Consider the following 18,008-nt stretch of genomic DNA (forward strand, 5'->3'; position numbering starts at 1 on the left):
AACTTCCGGACACGCGGCCATTTCTGAGTGTTCCAGACGTCAATAGAAGCTCACTTCCCTTTTGATACCTGATTAGCCGCCCGGAGTGCTTCATGCCTGATTACCGCTCGAAAACATCCACCCACGGCCGCAACATGGCCGGCGCCCGCGCACTGTGGCGCGCCACGGGGATGAAAGATGACGACTTCAAGAAGCCGATCATCGCCATTGCCAACTCCTTCACCCAGTTCGTACCGGGCCACGTGCACCTCAAAGACCTGGGGCAACTGGTCGCCCGCGAGATCGAACGCGCTGGCGGCGTGGCCAAGGAATTCAACACCATCGCCGTCGACGACGGCATCGCCATGGGCCACGACGGCATGCTCTATTCGCTGCCGAGCCGCGAAATCATTGCCGACTCCGTCGAGTACATGGTCAACGCCCACTGCGCCGACGCGATCGTGTGCATTTCCAACTGCGACAAGATCACCCCTGGCATGTTGATGGCCGCCCTGCGCCTGAACATCCCGGTGATCTTCGTCTCTGGCGGCCCGATGGAGGCCGGCAAGACCAAACTCGCCTCCCACGGCCTCGACCTGGTCGACGCCATGGTGATCGCCGCCGACTCCAGCGCTTCTGACGAGAAAGTCGCTGAGTACGAGCGCAGCGCCTGCCCGACCTGCGGTTCGTGCTCCGGCATGTTCACCGCCAACTCGATGAACTGCCTGGTCGAAGCCCTGGGCCTGGCATTGCCGGGCAACGGTTCGACCCTGGCCACTCACAGCGACCGTGAGCAGCTGTTCCTGCAGGCCGGGCGCACCATCGTCGAGCTGTGCAAGCGTTATTACGGCGAGAACGATGAGTCGGTGTTGCCGCGCAACATCGCCAACTTCCAGGCGTTCGAAAACGCCATGACCCTGGACATCGCCATGGGCGGTTCCACCAACACCATCCTGCACTTGCTGGCCGCTGCCCAGGAAGCCGAGATCGATTTCGACCTGCGCGACATCGACCGTCTGTCCCGTCACGTGCCGCAACTGTGCAAGGTCGCGCCGAACATTCAGAAGTACCACATGGAAGACGTGCACCGCGCCGGCGGGATCTTCAGCATCCTCGGCTCGCTGGCCCGTGGCGGTTTGCTGCACACCCAGTTGCCAACCGTGCACAGCCGCAGCATGGAAGAAGCCATCGCCAAGTGGGACATCACCCAGACCACCGACGAAGCGGTGCACCACTTCTTCAAGGCCGGTCCGGCAGGCATCCCGACGCAAACCGCGTTCAGCCAGTCGACCCGCTGGGAAACCCTGGACGACGACCGTGAAAACGGTTGCATCCGCAGTGTCGAGCACGCGTACTCGCAAGAAGGCGGCCTGGCCGTTCTCTACGGCAACATCGCCCTGGACGGCTGCGTGGTGAAAACCGCCGGCGTCGACGAGTCGATCCACGTGTTCGAAGGCAACGCGAAGATCTTCGAAAGCCAGGACAGCGCCGTGCGCGGCATCCTCGCCGACGAAGTGAAGGAAGGCGACATCGTCATCATTCGCTACGAAGGCCCGAAAGGCGGCCCGGGCATGCAGGAAATGCTCTACCCGACTTCGTACCTGAAATCCAAAGGCCTGGGCAAAGCCTGCGCCCTGCTCACCGACGGCCGTTTCTCCGGCGGCACCTCGGGCCTGTCCATCGGCCACGCTTCGCCTGAAGCGGCTGCCGGCGGCGCGATTGGCCTGGTGCAGGACGGCGACAAGGTGCTGATTGACATTCCGAACCGCTCGATCAACCTGTTGGTCAGCGACGAAGAACTGGCTGCACGCCGGGTCGAGCAGGACAAGAAAGGCTGGAAACCGGTGGAAGTGCGTCCACGTAAAGTGACCACCGCGCTGAAAGCCTACGCCCTGCTGGCGACCAGTGCCGACAAGGGTGCTGTACGTAACAAGGCGATGCTTGACGGGCTGTAAGGCTTAAGCATCGAACATGAAAATGCCCCGCCAAGTGCGGGGTATTTTTTTGTCCGCGCTATTCCTGAGGGTCGAGGTTATCCAACACCTGATTCACCGCCAACTCGCCCAGCATGATCACCTGCGCAATCCCCAGCATTGTGCTGCGTTGCGAGCCTTCCAGCAGTCCGGCGAAATCGCTGGCCATCACATTGGCCGAGGCGAGGGGTTCGCAGGCGTGGGTGGCGGCCATACGCAGGTTGGTAGACCGGTCACCAGGAACCCGGCGCGTCCGAAGATGCCCTGCGCATGGCCACCATATGAGCAGAGACAGAAACGAACCCTGCAAAGGGTGGCGCAATGCGCCGAGGTGAACACGGGCTACCAAACCCGATCACTGATGTTCAGCGACGCGGAAACGATAGAAGCCGGTACCCAGACGCACAAGCCGGCGGATTCTGGCGTAGTCGTAGTCCCTTGCGCAAGAATGCGTAGGGTGTGACTGTCAGGAGATGTCTTTCAAGCGGGGTCTTTCATTGCACTGACGGGCCTCATCGCGAGCAAGCTCGCTCCCACAGGGGATCTTCGGTGCTCACACAGTCTGTGTTTCACCCGAGATCTTTGTGGGAGCGAGCTTGGTCCGGGCGGCGTTCCGACGATGGCGGCGCCGCGGTCTTACTGGATGTCTTCCGGCTTGACGATCACCCAGTTCTTGTCGGCAGTCACGGTCAAGCCTTCCTTGGACTGGGCTGCGGCATTCTTGGCCATCATGCCGTTGATCTGGGTCATGTACTTGTCCTTGCGATTGACCCACAGGTGGATACCGCCCTTGGCCACGTCAACACTGTGGAACAGCATGTAACCATCGCTGCTCGGGGTGTCGCCGCCCACCAGCACCGGTTTTTTCCACTCGTCGATGTAGGTCAGGATCGCCGCCTGCTTGCCGGCCATCCAGGTCGCCGGGGTCCACAGGTACGGGGTCAGTTCCAGGCCGAGGTTGGCCTTCTCGTCATATTTGCCGGCGGTGACCTGCTTGCGCGCGGTGGTCAGCTCGCCAGTCTTCGGATCCTTGAGCAGCAGCGACACGCCGATCACATTCTGCGGTTTGACGTTGTAGCCGTACTTCGGATCGGCCGCGACCATGCGCACCAGTTCTTCGGAGGCGGCGGTCATCACGTAGACCTCGATGCCGTTCTCCATCAGTTTGTTGTACAGCTCTTGCTGGCCGGTGAAGATTTTCGGCGGGTTGACGTCGAGTTTCTTGACCACATCACCTTCGTAATAAGTGGCCGGCACCGGTTTGCCGGACGCCATCATTTCGTCGACATAGCCCTTGAGTTCCTTGAGCGTGAAGCCGGAGAACACTTGGGCGACCCATGGATAGCAGACCATGTCGTCGACTTCGCAGAGGCGGTAGTAGTAGCTGAACAGGCTTTCCTTGTGGTCGGCGGTGTCCTTGAACGGCATCAGTTTCAGGGAGGGATCGAGCTTGTCGCGGGTGATCAGGCCCTTGTTCTCCATGAACGGCAGCAACGACTCTTCGAGGTCGTAGCGGTAACTGGTGTTGTCCATGTCGAACACCGCGTAGTTACCTTTGTTGGCGTTGGCGGCGATCATCGCGTCCAGCGCCTTGGCCTGATCGGCCGGCCAGTGTTTCAGATCCGTGGCGAGGACCTGGCCGGCGAGGCCGAGGCAAAGTGCTGCGGCCAGTAGTTTCGGTGCGAACTTCATCTGCGTTTCTCCCTGAATGAAAGATATCGACGCTAACAAATAAGTGTGACAGTCCTCGTCTGTCAGCGACCGCCCGCGTCCCTTTCGCGCCAGTTGCATTTCTGACAGCGACATCCGCTTATTCCAAAAGCGACGAATACCATACGTTTTTGATATTAATTCATTAGTTTTCAAGCTGTTAGGCTTGCCCGTTCGCAGCTGCCCCGGATGGTAGCTGGCACAAGTCTCACTCGGAGTTCTCATGAATCTGCCGCTGATCCTCAATCTGCTGGTGTTCCTCGCCCTGCTCCTGGGCCTCGCGCAAACCCGCCACACCACTTGGAGCCTGGCGAAAAAAGTCCTGCTCGCGCTGGTGCTGGGCGTGGCGTTCGGTGTGGCCTTGCACGCCGTTTACGGTGCCGGCAACCCGGTGCTGAAAGCCTCGATCGGTTGGTTCGATCTGGTAGGCAACGGTTATGTACAACTGCTGCAAATGATCGTGATCCCGCTGGTATTCGCCTCGATCCTCAGCGCCGTGGCCCGTCTGCACAACGCTTCGTCGCTGGGCAAGATCAGCTTCCTGACCATCGGCACGCTGCTGTTCACCACCGCCATTGCAGCGCTGATCGGCATCGGCCTGACCAACCTGTTCGGCCTGACCGCCGAAGGCCTTGTGGCCGGCACCCAGGAAATGGCGCGGCTGCAAACCATCCAGACCGATTACGCCGGCAAGGTCGCTGACCTTAACGTGCCGCAGTTGCTGCTGTCGTTCATCCCGCAGAACCCGTTTGCCGATCTGGCGCGGGCCAAACCGACCTCGATCATCAGCGTGGTGATTTTCGCGGCGTTCCTGGGTGTCGCGGCCCTGCAATTGCTCAAGGATGATGCCGAAAAAGGTCAGAAAGTGATCAACGCCATCGACACCTTGCAAGCCTGGGTGATGCGCCTGGTGCGCCTGGTGATGAAGCTGACCCCGTATGGCGTACTGGCGCTGATGACCAAAGTGGTCGCCGGTTCCAACCTGCAAGACATCATCAAGCTCGGCAGTTTTGTCGTGGTGTCTTACATCGGCCTGGGCCTGATGTTTGTGGTGCATGGCGTGCTGGTGTCGGTTGCCGGGATCAATCCGCTGCGCTTCTTCCGCAAGATCTGGCCGGTGCTGACGTTTGCCTTCACCAGCCGTTCCAGCGCTGCGACGATTCCGCTGAGCATCGAAGCCCAGACCAGTCGTCTGGGCATTCCGCAGTCCATCGCCAGTTTCGCCGCTTCGTTCGGCGCGACCATTGGCCAGAACGGTTGTGCCGGCCTGTACCCGGCGATGTTGGCGGTAATGGTGGCGCCGACCGTGGGCATCAATCCGCTGGACCCGCTGTGGATCGCGACGCTGGTGGCGATTGTCACGCTGAGTTCGGCCGGTGTGGCCGGGGTTGGCGGCGGTGCGACGTTTGCCGCGCTGATCGTGCTGCCAGCGATGGGCTTGCCGGTTTCGCTGGTGGCGTTGCTGATTTCGGTCGAGCCGCTGATTGATATGGGGCGTACGGCGTTGAACGTTAGTGGTTCGATGACGGCCGGGGCGATTACCAGTCAGGTGATGCAGCAGACGGATAAGGCGCTGCTGGATGCGGATGAGCATTCGGCGTTGGCGCAGGCTTGAGTAGCGTCTGATAGACCGCTATCGCGAGCAAGCTCGCTCCCACAGGGATCTGTTGTGTTCACACAATTTGTGTTTCACCTCAAAACACTGTGGGAGCGAGCTTGCTCGCGATGCTTTTAGGCTTTTTCCCATACTTCGAAGTTGTACGCCGGTTTGTCGCCTTCCGCCGGGTTCGGCACATTCGACACCAGTTTCCACTGGTTCAAATCAAACTCCGGAAACCACGCATCCCCTTCCGGACTCAGCGCCACGCGGGTCAGGTACAACCGATCGGCTTGGGCCAGCCCTTGCGCATACAACTGCGCACCGCCAATCAGCATCAGCTCATCGACACCCTGTTCCTTCGCCCATGCTTCGGCACGAATGACGGCGGCTTCCAGCGACGGATAAACCTCCGCGCCTTCGAGCAGCAGATCTGCCTGACGGCTGACCACGATGTTCAAGCGGCCGGGCAACGGGCGCCCCAGGGAATCCCAGGTCTTGCGCCCCATGATGATCGGTTTGCCGAGGGTGGTGGCCTTGAAATATTTGAAGTCCCCCGGCAAGTGCCAGGGCATGCTGTTGTCGACGCCGATCACGCGGTTTTCACCGAGGGCTGCGATCAGGCTGAGAGGGAGTGATTTAGTCATGCCGGCGAGGATAGCAGAGCCGGGCTTTCGCCGATAAGCGCCACAGCGGTTATGCTCACAGCTCAATTAAGCGACGGGATGCCGCGTGACTGAACTCAATACCCTCTGGCTGACAGAAACCATTCGACTGCGCGAAGAACACGCAGGTCCTCTGGAAGACCTTGAAGCCAACCGACTGGCCCGCAGCGCCGGCGGCGATTTGCCGTCGCGCATTCAACGCCGGGCCCTATGGCTGGCTGAACGCGATGGCCTGGCTACGGCCCTCAAACACTGGCTGCAAGGTGCGAGACTGGCGCTGATTGTCATGGCGGTGCTGGCCGTGGTCAGCGGCGCCGGCCTGGCCTTTGCTGCACTGGGCGACGGCCTGCACCCGGTGAATGTGTTCTGGGCCTTGGGCAGCCTGCTCGGGCTCAATCTGATCCTGCTGCTGAGCTGGGCCCTGGGACTGGTGTTCGCCGGTGAACAAGGCGCCAGCCTCGCACGCCCGTGGCTGTGGCTCAGCGAAAAACTCGCGCGTGACGCCAAAGCCGCGCAACTGGCTCCGGCCCTGCTCCTGTTGCTGCAACGCCAGAAACTCAATCGCTGGGCCATCGGTGTGCTGGTCAACAGCCTGTGGTTGCTGGCGATGATCAGCGCCTTGGTGATCCTGCTGATGTTGATGGCGACCCGGCGCTACGGCTTCGTCTGGGAAACCACGATCCTCAGTGCCGACACTTTTATCGCCGTCACTCAGGCGCTTGGCGTGCTACCGGCCCTGCTCGGCTTCAGCGTACCGACCGAGGAAATGATCCGCGCCAGTGGCGATGCCGCACTGAACATCGAAAGTGCCCGCCAGGCCTGGGCCGCGTGGCTGGTCGGCGTCTTGCTGGTCTACGGCGTTGTGCCGCGCCTGCTGCTGGCGCTGTTTTGCCTGTGGCGCTGGAAGACCGGGCAAACGGCGCTGCGTCTGGATTTGAACCTGCCCGGTTACGCACAACTGCGCGAACGCTTGATGCCCACCAGCGAGCGCCTCGGCGTCAGCGATGTGGCACCCGCGCAGCTGCATCGCGTGGAAAGCGGCGTGACTGAACAGCAAAGCGACGGCGCGTTACTGGTCGCCATCGAGCTGGACGACCAGCGCCCGTGGCCACCGCAATTGCCGAAAAACGTGAGCAACGCCGGCATCCTCGACAGCCGCGAATCGCGGCACAAACTCCTCGAACAACTGAGCCGCTTTCCCCCGGCGCGCCTGGCCATTGCGTGCGATCCACGGCGTTCGCCGGATCGCGGCAGCCTGGCCTTGATTGCCGAACTGGCCCGCAGCGCCAGCGCCACCCGCGTGTGGTTGTTGCAGGCGCCCCCCGGCGAAGCGCTGGACGCCGAACGCCTCGGCGACTGGCACGTGGCGCTGCAACAGCTTGAGCTGCCGTTTGCCGATTGTGCACCGATGAACTGGCTGGAGACGGGTCATGACTGACACCTGGAAACAGCCTCTGAAACTCGCCGTGGTCGGCCACACCAACGTCGGTAAAACCTCGTTGCTGCGCACCCTGACCCGCGACGTCGGCTTCGGTGAAGTGTCCCATCGCCCCAGCACCACGCGGCATGTCGAGGGCGCACGATTGTCGGTGGACGGCGAGCCGTTGCTCGACCTTTATGACACCCCCGGACTGGAAGACGCCATCGCCCTGCTCGATTACCTCGAACGCCTGGAGCGTCCCGGCGAACGCCTCGACGGCCCGGCACGCCTGACGCGTTTCCTTGAGGGTAGCGAAGCCCGACAACGCTTCGAACAGGAGGCCAAAGTGCTGCGCCAGTTGCTGGCGTCGGACGCCGGGCTCTATGTGATCGATGCCCGGGAGCCGGTGCTGGCCAAGTATCGCGACGAGCTGGAAGTACTGGCCAATTGCGGCAAACCCTTGCTGCCGGTGCTGAACTTCGTCAGCAGCGCCAACCACCGCGAGCCAGCATGGCGTGAAGCGCTGGCGCGGCTGGGCCTGCATGCCCTGGTGCGTTTCGATAGCGTCGCGCCGCCAGAGGATGGCGAACGCCGACTCTATGAAAGTCTCGCCCTGCTGCTGGAAACCGCGCGGCCACAACTGGAACGCCTGATCGCCGATCAGCAAGCCCAACGTCTGGCTCGCCAACAAAGCGCAGAGCGATTGATTGCCGAATTGCTGATCGATTGCGCAGCTTGCCGGCGCAGCGTGGTCAGTGACACCGAGCAGGAACAACAGGCGATCAGCGAACTGCGCAAAGCCGTGCGCCAGCGCGAGCAGCGTTGCGTCGAGGCCCTGCTCAAGCTGTACGCCTTCCGCCCACAGGATGCCGCTGCGGGTGATTTGCCGCTGCTCGACGGTCGTTGGGGCGACGATTTGTTCAATCCGGAAACCCTGAAACAACTGGGCGTGCGGGTCGGTGGCGGTATCGCCGCGGGTGCTGCCGCCGGGGCCGGGGTTGATCTGCTGGTCGGTGGCATCACGCTAGGCGCAGCGGCATTGGCCGGAGCGATTGCCGGCGGCGCCCTGCAAACCGCACGCAGTTATGGCAGTCGCTTGCTCGGCAAGCTCAAGGGCCAGCGCGAACTGACGGTGGATGACAATGTGCTGCGGCTGTTGGCGCTGCGCCAGCGGCAATTGCTGCAAGCACTCAATGCCCGTGGGCATGCGGCGATGGACAGCATCCAGGTGGCCACACCCCTGGACAAGAGCTGGCGCGAAGGCAAGCTGCCCGAGGCTTTGAACAAGGCGCGGGCGCATCCGCAGTGGTCGTCGCTCAATCCTCATCCCAAATTGAATCAGGCGGAGCGGCAGGAGCAGGTGGAGGTTCTGGCACAACAGCTGTAGAGGCAGGAACACTTGTGTTGCCTGGGCTGACGCCATCGCGAGCAAGCTCGCTCCCACAGGGTTTTGTGCTGGGACATCAATCTGTGTCCAGACACAGATCCAATGTGGGAGCGAGCTTGCTCGCGATGGCCGCGCCTCGGTTCAAAGGCTTTATGCAGCCAACAGCCGCACCGCTTTGCCCTTCAACACTGCCAGATCAATCACCGGCACATGCATCTCTTTCGCCAATTCATCCCACTGGCGCATGCGCAAACTCACGGCACACAGCGGGTCCTGCTCGAACGCCTCTGCCTCTACAGCCGTCATCACCCCGCCCTGATATTCCAGGGTTTGACGACTGGCTTCGCTCAGGCGCTCGTAGTAGCCAGGCTCCTTTAGTGTCAGATAACGCTTGGCCTGAACGTGATACTCGACCAGCCGCGCCATGCGCTCGCTGAAACCGGCCTGGCGCAAGTAGTCGGCGCCGAGGCGCTCATGGCTGACCACACCGAAGCCACCCATGTTCTCCGCGCTTTCAGTGCAGATATGCCCGATGTCGTGGAAGAACGCCGCTAAAATCACTTCATCGTCGAAGCCTTCGTCCATGGCCAGTTGCGCCGCCTGGGACATGTGCTCGATCTGCGACACCGGCTCGCCGATGTAGTCGCTGTCGCCAAAGCGCTCGTACAAACCGAACACCTCGGCAATCACTTGCTTATTGCGTTCCATCAGATTTCCTCCAGTACCGTGGCGACGTTTCGCTCGGCCATCGCCGGCCCGACGCTCATGCCGACACCAGTGTGCATCAATGCCACGCCCAGGCCTTTTGCCGGGCGCAGGAACGAGAAGGGCCCCGGGCCCCGTGAACCATAGACACCCTGCCAGCGTTCGACCACTTGCACCTTGCAGCCCAGGGTCTGCTCGGCCAATTCGATCATCCAGTCGTCGACCCGCTCGGCATTGAAGGGCGATGGATCGCTGCCGTAATGGTGCGAGTCGCCAATGATCAGCTCGCCATAGGGCGTCGGGCTGATCAGCAAGTGGATGCCGTTTTCGTGCAGGTGCGGCGCGTGTCGCAGAATCTCGGCCTGCACCGCTGCAGCTTCCGGCAAGTCAGCGAAGGCGCCGTAGTGCACGCAACTCAAACCGGTGAGTAATGCATGTTGCAGGTTCAGGTTGATTTGCGGTCGGGCGCGGAGCATTTGCAGGCGGCAGATTTGCGGGTCGAGTTCGGCGATCTGTTCGGCCAGCAAGGTCTGATAATCGTGGCCGGAACAGACGATGATCTGCTCGGCACTGAAGCTGCCGGCGGTGCTGTACAGGCGACCCGGCTCGATATCGCGCACCAGGGTAGAGAAGTGAAACTCGACGCCCAGGTCGCGGCGCAGGAAGTCGATCAGCGCCGGAATCGCTTCGCGGGAATACAGTTGCTGGTCGTCCATGCCGTGCAACGCCGCGCGATGATGGCGGAACTGGCCGCCGTACAAATCGCGCAATGCAGCACCGTGCAGCAGATCGACACGGTAGCCGTGCTCTACGGCGCGGCCGTCACAGAAGGCTTCCAGCAACTGTTCTTCTGCTTCGGTGCGGGCGAACAGGTACGAGCCATTGCGCTTGAGTTGCAGGCCGGCGAGTTGCGCCCAGTCGCCCCAGATTTCGCGACTGGCCCGGGCCAGCTCCAGCATCGGCCCCGGCGGTTGGCCGGTGACCAGTGCCTGGCCGAAGTTACGCACCGAAGCGCCAAGGGGCGTTTCGCTGCGCTCGAAAACCGTGACCTTGAGACCGCGCTTGGCGGCGGCATACGCGTGGGACAAACCCAGGATGCCGGCGCCGACGATCAGCATGTCGTTGTGTTGTGTCATGACGAATTGTCCTGAATTCAAGACCGCAATCGCGAGCAAGCTCGCTCCCACAGTGATTTGTGGTGGGCACAAATTTTGTGACCGCCACAGGACCTGTGGGAGCGGGCTTGGTCCGGGCGGCGTTCCGACGAAGGGGCCCTGTCAGTCGATAAAGATCTTACTTGGCCGCCACTTTCTCGGACTTGCCGTCATAGCGCTTGCGCCATTCGGTGAGGATTTCGTCGCGGTTCTTCGAAGCCCAGGCGAAGTCGTTCTTGATCAGGCGCTGTTCGTAGTCGGCTGGCAGTTCGCTCTGTGGCTTGGCGATGCCAGGCTGGGCGAGTACGGCAAAGTTTTCTTTATAGAGCTCCATCGCCTCAGGGCTCGCGGAGAAGTCAGCCAGTTTCTTCGCCGCTTCCTCGTGGGCAGTGCCCTTGATCACGGCAGTCGCTTCGATCTCCCAGCCCAGGCCTTCCTTCGGCAGGATGATGTCCAGCGGTGCGCCCTGGCGCTTCAGTTGAACAGCCGGGTACTCGAAGGAAATACCGATCGGGAATTCGCCAGCCGCCGCCAGTTTGCAAGGCTTGGAACCGGAGTGAACGTACTGGCCGATGTTCTGGTGCAGGCCGTCCATGTACGCCCAACCCTGCTTCTCGCCGAAGGTTTGCAGCCAGGCGCTGACGTCGAGGAAACCGGTACCGGACGATGCAGGGTTCGGCATGACAATCTTGCCTTTGTACTCAGGCTTGGTCAGGTCCTGCCAGCTCACGGGTTTGGTCAGGCCCTGCTTCTCGGCTTCGACGGTGTTGAAGCAGATGGTTGCGGCCCAGACGTCCATGCCGACCCAGGCTGGCGGGTTGGCAGCGTCGCGGTAGTTCGCGCCGATCTTGCCCAGATCCTTCGGTGCATAGCTTTGCAGCATGCCTTGCTGATCGAGGATCGCCAGGCTGGAAGCGGCCAGACCCCACACAGCATCCGCCTGTGGACGGGCTTTTTCGGCCAGCAGTTTGGCGGTGATGATGCCGGTGGAGTCACGCACCCACTTGATTTCGACGTCCGGGTTGGCCTTCTCGAAAGCCTCTTTGTAGGTCTTCAGTTGTTCGGCTTCGAGGGCGGTGTACACCGTCAACTCGGTTTTCGCCGCAAAGGCGTTCAGGCTGAAAGCGGTGAGGACAGCGGCGGCCAGGGCCATAGGCTTGAACATGATCTTTTCCTGTTTTTTGAGTTGAGGGGTTGTGCAGATTCAATGACCGGGCGCGGTCTGCCGCCATGCCTGGGAGCGGCGCAGCAAACCGCGCGAGGCCCAAGCCAGCAGCAGGGACACGCCCGCCGAGGTAATCAGGATCAGGGTCGACATCGCTGCCGCGCCACCGACGTTGCCGGCGTCGTCCATGTTCAGCACCGCCACCGCCGCGAGGATGGTGTCGGGGCTGTAGAGGAAGATCGCCGCCGAAACAGTGGTCATGGCCGAGACGAACAGGTAGCGCACGATGTCCAGCAGCGCCGGCAGGCAAATCGGCACGGTGACTCGCAGGTAGTGGCGATATAGCGGCGCCTTGAGCGACAGCGCAGCCGCTTCGAATTCGGCATCGAGTTGACGCAGCGCCGTGGTGGCAGTCATTTGCGCGGTGGTCAAATAGTGCGCAATGGTGCAGACGATCAGCAGGGTCATCGTCCCGTAGAGCACATGCAGCGGGTTGCCGGTGAGATTGAAGAAGAAGACGTAACCCAACCCCAACACCAGGCCCGGCACCGCCATCGGTACGAAACTGAGCATGCGCAAGGTCAGGTTCAGGCCGCGCTGCCCCTTGGTTTTTTCCATCAGGTACGCACCGGTGAAGATCAGCAGGCTGCCGATCAGCGCCGTGCCCAAGGCCATCTTCAGGCTGTTGCCGTAGGCCAGCCAGCCACCGCCGGCGGTTTCATTGAACTGATAGTGGTTGAGCGACAGCGACAGGTTGTACGGCCAGAACTTCACCAGGGACGAGAACACCGCCATGCCGAACACCAGCAGCAACGCGGCGCAGATCAGCAGGACGATGGCCAGGTAGCAACCGTCGCGCAGCTTCGACGGCGCGGGCTTGAACACTTGGGCGCGACCGCTCATGGAGTCTCCGTGACGACGACGCAACCAGGCATCGACGCCAAAGCTGAGCAGCGCCGGCAGCAACAACACCATGCCGATCAAGGCACCACGACCGAACTGTTGCTGGCCGACCACCGCCTTGTAGGCCTCCAGCGCCAGCACCTGATAGTCGCCACCGACCACCACTGGCACACCGAAATCGGTGATGGTCAGGGTGAACACCAGGCAGAACGCGGCGAACACGGCCTGACGAGTCGCCGGCCAGGTGATGCTGCGGAAAGCTTTCGCATGACTTGCGCCCATGCTGGAAGCGGCATCGAACAGTCGCGCATCGGCCAGGGACAGGGCTGACAGCAGAATCATCAAGGCGTGCGGGAAGGTGTAGATGACTTCGCCGAGCACAATGCCCCAGAAGCCGTAGATGTTGTCCGAGAGCAGGCCACGCAACATACCCTGGTTGCCGAACAGGTAAACCAGCGCGATGCCGGGCAGCATTGATGGCGCCATCAATGGCAGCAACGAAATGCCACGCCAGATGCCTTTAGCCGGAATCAAGGTGCGTTGCAGGGCGTAGGCAAACAGGTAAGCCAGCGGTACGACAATGGCCGCGACACTGAGAGAAACCTTCAGGCTGTTACCGAGCAACCAATGGAAGTTCTCGCTGGTCACTAGTTCCTTGGCGGCAATCCAACCACCGCCCTGCCCGGCTTCGGCGCTGAAACCGCGCCAGAAGATCGCCAGCAACGGCATCAATACGGCAACACCCAACAACACCAGCAGAAGGACTTTGCCGCCGACCACGAACAACCGGTCACCGACCTCGGCGCGAGTGGTCTGCCGAACCTGCTTGTGCGGCAACGGCAGCGCGATGTTCGCGCTCATCAGGCAAACACCTGCAGGCTGCGCGGCGGCAACGCGACCATGATCTGCTGGGCGCCAAGGCGCGGCATGGCTTCCGGCGCCAGTTCCGCCAACAGCGCGTGGCCCGGCAATTGATCGAGTTCGAAGCTCATGCGGCAGCGGTTGCCGAGGAAGGTGATTTCACGAACCTTGGCCGGGAACAGGTTTTCCTCGTGCACCAGCGGGTTGACGTTGATCGCTTCCGGACGGCAGAACAATCGGCCCGACGCGGTCTTGGCGCCGCCATCGGCCAGACGCATGCTCAGCCCGCCGACCTGGGCGTGGCTGTCGCTGCTGCGCTGGAACGGCAACCAGTTGCCCTGGCCGACGAACTCCGCCACGAACGGCGTGGCCGGACGGTTGTAGATTTCCTGCGGCGTGGCGTACTGCTCGACCTTGCCGTTGTTCATCACGGCGATACGGTCGGCCATCAGCATGGCCTCGTCCTGATTGTGGGTGACCATCAGGGTGGTGATGCCGAGGTTGCGTTGCAGTTGGCGCAATTCGGTGCACAGATGCTCGCGCACCCGGGCATCGAGGGCCGACATCGGTTCGTCCAGCAGCAACAGCGAAGGGGCCGGGGCCAAGGCACGAGCCAGTGCAACCCGCTGCTGCTGGCCGCCGGACAATTGGCCGGGGTACTTTTTCTCGCTGCCGCTCAGGCCGACCAGCTCCAGCATCTGACCGACGCGCTGGCGAATCTGGTCGCGACCATTGCCGGCGAGGCCGTAGGCAATGTTCGCTTCGACGGTGAGATTGGGGAACAACGCGTAGGACTGGAACAGAATGCCGTAGTCCCGCGCCTGGGGTGCCAAGTGGGAAACGTCGCGATCACCCAAGTACAACTCGCCGCTGTCCTGCTTCTCCAGACCGGCGATGCAGCGCAGCAAGGTGGTCTTGCCACAGCCCGACGGGCCGAGCAGACACACCAGCTCACCGGCCGCCACGTCGAGGGAAACATTATCCAGCGCCGTGAAGGCGCCAAAGCGCTTCTGCACGCCGCGCACCTTCATCGGTGCGCCGGGGTTGGTCAGGGCAGTTGCGATCGGGTTGTTCATGGACGGACCTCATCTGGCAGATGGGGGCCATCCTAGAGTTGTAATGAGTCCGTCATGTGGCAGTAAGGCAAAAACTGCCGATAGTGGTATTCGGGATTTTTGGTTATTCCTGTGCTGACTGATCTACCGCCATCGCGAGCAGGCTCGCTCCTACAGGGGAATGCGGTCAACTGTAGGAGCGAGCCTGCTCGCGATGAGGCCTGGACAGGCAAAAGATCTCAGGCCGGGGCCATTTCCTGCGCCAATCCCAGAAACGCCGCCGGCAGCCGCGCGCCTTTGCGCTCCCTGAGGCAGTACAGATACTCGGGAATCTGCGGCGCACTCTCGATGGTCAGTACCCGCAGCTGCGGATCATGGGGCACTTCCTGGCGGGCAATGATGCTGATACCGATATTGCGCAGTACCGCTTCGCGGATCGATTCGCGGCTGCCGATTTCCAGCAGCGGGCCGAAACACACGCCGGCGCTGGCCAGCAATTCTTCGGTCAGGCGACGGGTGGTCGAACCCGGTTCGCGCATCAGCAGGGTATGCCCGGCCAATGCACTGAGCGAAACGTGATCGTGAACCGCCAGCGGATGATTGCGATGCACCGCCAGCACCAGCGGATCGCTGCCGAGCACCCGGCGAATCAGCCGCGCGTCATCGAGCAACTGCGACGACGCCGCGACATCGACCCGATAATCCTCCAGCGCTTCAAGCACCTGCTGGGAGTTACCGATTTCCACCGACACCTCCACTTGCGGCAGACGTTCGCGGAATGTTTTCACCAGGTCGAGGATGTAATACGGCGCCGTGGCGGCAATGCGCAATGTGCCCTGGACCTGGCCGCAGTTACGCAGGAAAAACTCGATGTCGGCCTCCTGTTGCATCAGTGCCTTGACCATCGGTAACAGCCGCGCGCCCTCTTCGCTGACACTGAGACGCCGGCCACCACGGTAGAACAGCTCGACCGAATATTGACTTTCGAGGTTGCGGATCTGCGTCGTCACCGTTGGCTGGCTCAGGCCAAGCTTTTTTGCAGCCTGGGTAATGCTGCCCAGGCGGGCCACCATGTAAAACGCCTTCAGCTCGGCACTCAGCACAACCGTCCCTCATCCTTTACTTGCGCAGCAGGCGCAAACCGTTGAACACCACCAGCAAACTCACCCCCATGTCGGCGAACACGGCCATCCACATGGTAGCGACCCCGGCGAAGGTTACCCCAAGAAAGATCGCCTTGATGACCAAAGCCAGGGCGATGTTCTGTTTGAGGATGCTCGATGTCCGTCGCGAAAGGCCAATGAATGCCGGAATCTTGCGCAGATCGTCGTCCATCAGGGCGACATCGGCAGTTTCAATCGCGGTATCGGTGCCTGCGGCGGCCATGGCGAAACCGATCTCGGAACGCGCCAGCGCCGGGGCGTCGTTGATGCCATCGCCGACCATGCCGACCCGATGCCCTTGGGCATAAAGAGCCTCGATAGCCTGCAATTTGTCGCCTGGCAACAGGTCTCCCTTGGCCTCGTCGATGCCGACTTGCGCGGCAATGGCTTGCGCAGTGTGGACGTTATCGCCCGTGAGCATCAGGGTTTTGATACCCAGGTCATGCAATTGCCGGATGGCTTCGCGGCTGGACGCTTTCACCGTATCGGCGACGGCGAACAGCGCCAATGGCCCGGACTGATCAAGCAGCAGCACCACCGACTTGCCCTGCTTTTCCAGGGCAAACAGCTTTTCTTCCAGCGCCGGCGAACACAAACCCAGATCCTCCACCAGGCGATGGTTGCCCAAATGGTAGAGCTGACCGTTGATCTCGCCGCGCACACCGCGCCCGCCCAGCGCTTCGAAGTTATCCACAATCAGCGTCGCGGTCTGGTTATCCACAGCCGCTTTGGCAATGGCCTGAGAAACCGGGTGATCCGAGCGCCTGGCCAGCGCGGCGGCTATGGCAGGCGCCGACTCATCGGCGGTCGGGTCCAGCGACAGGTAATCGGTCTGCACCGGTTTGCCGTGGGTGATGGTGCCTGTCTTGTCCAGGGCCAGGTAGTCGAGCTTGTAACCGCCCTCCAGATAGACGCCGCCCTTGACCAGGATGCCTTTGCGCGCCGCCGCCGCGAGGCCGCTGACGATGGTCACCGGCGTGGAAATCACCAGCGCACACGGACAGGCCACCACCAGCAGCACCAGCGCCCGGTAGATCCAGTCGAACCACAACTCGCCCATGAACATTGGCGGGATCACCGCCACGGCCAGTGCCAGGACGAACACCGCCGGGGTATAGACTTTCGAGAAACTGTCGACGAAACGCTGGGTCGGCGCCCGCGCCCCTTGGGCCTGCTCGACCGCGTGGATGATGCGCGCCAGGGTCGAGTTGTCGGCCGCAGCGGTTACTTCATATTCCAGGGATCCGGCCTGATTGATGGTGCCGGCGAATACTTTGTCGCCGATGGTTTTTTCCACCGGCAAGCTTTCACCGGTGATTGGCGCCTGATCGATGGTTGAGCGACCAGACAGCACTTCGCCATCCAGGCCGATGCGCTCGCCGGGACGAACCCGTACCCGCGCACCGAGCCCGATGCTTTTGACATCCTGCTCTAGCCAGTTCCCGTCATTCTGCAACACCGTTGCCGTGTCCGGGGTCATCTGCATCAGGCCGCCGATGGCATTACGCGCACGATCAAGGGACTTGGCTTCGATCAACTCGGCCACGGTGAACAGGAACATCACCATTGCCGCTTCCGGCCACTGGCCGATCAGCACCGCGCCGGTCACGGCAATGCTCATCAGCGCGTTGATGTTCAGGTTGCGGTTTTTAAGGGCGATCCAGCCTTTTTTGTAAGTGCCGAGACCACCGCTGAGGATCGAGACCAGCGCGATAGCCGCCACCACCCAGTTCGGCGCGGAACCGGTGAAGTGAATAACTTCTGCCAGCAATGCACCAACACCAGACAGTGCCAAGGGCCACCATGGCTTTTTCTGGAGCGCCGGCGCCGGGGTGTCAGCACCTTGATCCAGCGGCTCGGCCTGCATGCCCAAGGACTTGATGGCCTCGACGATCGGCTCGATACCAGGCAAATCGTGGGTCACGCCGAGCACCCGATTAATCAGATTGAACTCCAGCTGCTGCACACCGGTCAGTTTGCTTAGCTTGTTCTGGATCAGCGTCTGTTCGGTTGGACAGTCCATCGCTTCGATGCGAAAACTGCTCAGTCGAGCCCCGGGCGTCGGCGATTCGCTCAGTTTTACAAACGCAGGCGCTGCCGCTTTAGATGAGCAACAGGCGTCGCCGTGACCACCGTGGCCATGTTTTTGCACGGGCTTGAGCTTGTCGCTGTGCTCGTGTTCAGCCCCGGGTTTGCGGGAGTGCAGGGAATCGCTCATTGGTTGTGTCCATATAGAGTGCCTGTTGCCAAGTAAAGACCCTGTAGCCACTA

Annotated in this window: 14 protein-coding genes; 4 read left to right on the forward strand and 10 right to left on the reverse strand. The window is 61.7% G+C overall.

The features are described from left to right. Positions 1 to 92: 92 nt before the first annotated feature. Positions 93 to 1,934, forward strand: coding sequence for a dihydroxy-acid dehydratase (gene ilvD, locus AC1DU9_RS11860; RefSeq protein WP_223456642.1), 1,842 nt, complete (start codon positions 93 to 95; stop codon positions 1,932 to 1,934). Between the two features lie 58 nt (positions 1,935 to 1,992). On the opposite strand, the gene AC1DU9_RS11865 is transcribed toward ilvD, so the two are convergent. Beyond that, complete coding sequence (locus AC1DU9_RS11865; protein WP_411740677.1) at positions 1,993 to 2,262, reverse strand: DUF6124 family protein; 270 nt, start codon at positions 2,260 to 2,262, stop codon at positions 1,993 to 1,995. Positions 2,263 to 2,588: 326 nt separating this feature from the next. After that, positions 2,589 to 3,644 carry an HAD family hydrolase gene (locus AC1DU9_RS11870; protein ID WP_223456641.1) on the reverse strand — a complete coding sequence of 352 codons (1,056 nt, stop codon included), beginning with the start codon at positions 3,642 to 3,644 and terminating at the stop codon, positions 2,589 to 2,591. A 241-nt stretch (positions 3,645 to 3,885) separates the two neighbouring features. On the opposite strand from AC1DU9_RS11870, the gene AC1DU9_RS11875 reads away from it, so the two are divergent. After that, positions 3,886 to 5,277 (forward strand): L-cystine transporter, encoded by a 1,392-nt coding sequence (locus AC1DU9_RS11875; RefSeq protein WP_223456640.1) that lies wholly within the window; start codon positions 3,886 to 3,888, stop codon positions 5,275 to 5,277. Between the two features lie 116 nt (positions 5,278 to 5,393). Here the strand turns inward: AC1DU9_RS11875 and AC1DU9_RS11880 are convergent, their stop codons facing one another. After that, complete coding sequence (locus tag AC1DU9_RS11880) at positions 5,394 to 5,906, reverse strand: dihydrofolate reductase (RefSeq protein ID WP_223456639.1); 513 nt, start codon at positions 5,904 to 5,906, stop codon at positions 5,394 to 5,396. 85 nt (positions 5,907 to 5,991) lie between these two features. On the opposite strand from AC1DU9_RS11880, the gene AC1DU9_RS11885 reads away from it, so the two are divergent. Both AC1DU9_RS11885 and AC1DU9_RS11890 read left to right on the forward strand, forming a co-directional pair. Next, positions 5,992 to 7,362, forward strand: a complete 1,371-nt coding sequence (locus AC1DU9_RS11885) for a DUF2868 domain-containing protein (protein ID WP_223456638.1) — start codon at positions 5,992 to 5,994, stop codon at positions 7,360 to 7,362. Then, positions 7,355 to 8,731 carry a GTPase/DUF3482 domain-containing protein gene (locus AC1DU9_RS11890; RefSeq protein ID WP_223456636.1) on the forward strand — a complete coding sequence of 459 codons (1,377 nt, stop codon included), beginning with the start codon at positions 7,355 to 7,357 and terminating at the stop codon, positions 8,729 to 8,731. The genes AC1DU9_RS11885 and AC1DU9_RS11890 overlap by 8 nt, the downstream gene beginning before the upstream one ends. A gap of 150 nt (positions 8,732 to 8,881) precedes the next feature. Here AC1DU9_RS11890 and AC1DU9_RS11895 read toward each other — a convergent pair whose 3' ends face one another. The 7 genes from AC1DU9_RS11895 to AC1DU9_RS11925 form a co-directional block, all read right to left on the reverse strand. Continuing rightward, a complete protein-coding gene (locus tag AC1DU9_RS11895; RefSeq protein ID WP_223456635.1) occupies positions 8,882 to 9,439 on the reverse strand; it encodes a phosphonate degradation HD-domain oxygenase in 558 nt (185 codons plus the stop codon). Then, positions 9,439 to 10,572 carry a TIGR03364 family FAD-dependent oxidoreductase gene (locus AC1DU9_RS11900; protein WP_223456633.1) on the reverse strand — a complete coding sequence of 378 codons (1,134 nt, stop codon included), beginning with the start codon at positions 10,570 to 10,572 and terminating at the stop codon, positions 9,439 to 9,441. Before AC1DU9_RS11900 ends, AC1DU9_RS11895 begins: the two co-directional genes overlap by 1 nt. Before the next feature lie 157 nt (positions 10,573 to 10,729). Further along, complete coding sequence (locus tag AC1DU9_RS11905; RefSeq protein ID WP_223456632.1) at positions 10,730 to 11,755, reverse strand: putative 2-aminoethylphosphonate ABC transporter substrate-binding protein; 1,026 nt, start codon at positions 11,753 to 11,755, stop codon at positions 10,730 to 10,732. 39 nt (positions 11,756 to 11,794) lie between these two features. Then, a complete protein-coding gene (locus tag AC1DU9_RS11910; protein WP_223456631.1) occupies positions 11,795 to 13,519 on the reverse strand; it encodes a putative 2-aminoethylphosphonate ABC transporter permease subunit in 1,725 nt (574 codons plus the stop codon). Further along, on the reverse strand, positions 13,519 to 14,595 hold the full coding sequence (locus AC1DU9_RS11915; protein ID WP_223456630.1) for a putative 2-aminoethylphosphonate ABC transporter ATP-binding protein: 1,077 nt from the start codon (positions 14,593 to 14,595) through the stop codon (positions 13,519 to 13,521). Before AC1DU9_RS11915 ends, AC1DU9_RS11910 begins: the two co-directional genes overlap by 1 nt. 218 nt (positions 14,596 to 14,813) lie before the next feature. Further along, positions 14,814 to 15,677, reverse strand: coding sequence for a LysR family transcriptional regulator (locus AC1DU9_RS11920; protein ID WP_223456629.1), 864 nt, complete (start codon positions 15,675 to 15,677; stop codon positions 14,814 to 14,816). Between the two features lie 16 nt (positions 15,678 to 15,693). Beyond that, positions 15,694 to 17,955 carry a heavy metal translocating P-type ATPase gene (locus tag AC1DU9_RS11925; protein WP_223456628.1) on the reverse strand — a complete coding sequence of 754 codons (2,262 nt, stop codon included), beginning with the start codon at positions 17,953 to 17,955 and terminating at the stop codon, positions 15,694 to 15,696. Positions 17,956 to 18,008 lie beyond the last annotated feature (53 nt).

The organism is Pseudomonas sp. P4_C1 (assembly GCF_056402155.1).

Coding starts and splice junctions, on each gene's coding strand:
- AC1DU9_RS11905 (WP_223456632.1), bottom strand. CDS start 11,755: ATGTTCAAGCCTATGGCCCTGGCCGCCGCTGTCCTCACCGCTTTCAGC.
- AC1DU9_RS11910 (WP_223456631.1), bottom strand. CDS start 13,519: ATGAGCGCGAACATCGCGCTGCCGTTGCCGCACAAGCAGGTTCGGCAG.
- AC1DU9_RS11915 (WP_223456630.1), bottom strand. CDS start 14,595: ATGAACAACCCGATCGCAACTGCCCTGACCAACCCCGGCGCACCGATG.
- AC1DU9_RS11870 (WP_223456641.1), bottom strand. CDS start 3,644: ATGAAGTTCGCACCGAAACTACTGGCCGCAGCACTTTGCCTCGGCCTC.
- AC1DU9_RS11900 (WP_223456633.1), bottom strand. CDS start 10,572: ATGACACAACACAACGACATGCTGATCGTCGGCGCCGGCATCCTGGGT.
- ilvD (WP_223456642.1), top strand. CDS start 93: ATGCCTGATTACCGCTCGAAAACATCCACCCACGGCCGCAACATGGCC.
- AC1DU9_RS11895 (WP_223456635.1), bottom strand. CDS start 9,439: ATGGAACGCAATAAGCAAGTGATTGCCGAGGTGTTCGGTTTGTACGAG.
- AC1DU9_RS11925 (WP_223456628.1), bottom strand. CDS start 17,955: ATGAGCGATTCCCTGCACTCCCGCAAACCCGGGGCTGAACACGAGCAC.
- AC1DU9_RS11890 (WP_223456636.1), top strand. CDS start 7,355: ATGACTGACACCTGGAAACAGCCTCTGAAACTCGCCGTGGTCGGCCAC.
- AC1DU9_RS11875 (WP_223456640.1), top strand. CDS start 3,886: ATGAATCTGCCGCTGATCCTCAATCTGCTGGTGTTCCTCGCCCTGCTC.
- AC1DU9_RS11880 (WP_223456639.1), bottom strand. CDS start 5,906: ATGACTAAATCACTCCCTCTCAGCCTGATCGCAGCCCTCGGTGAAAAC.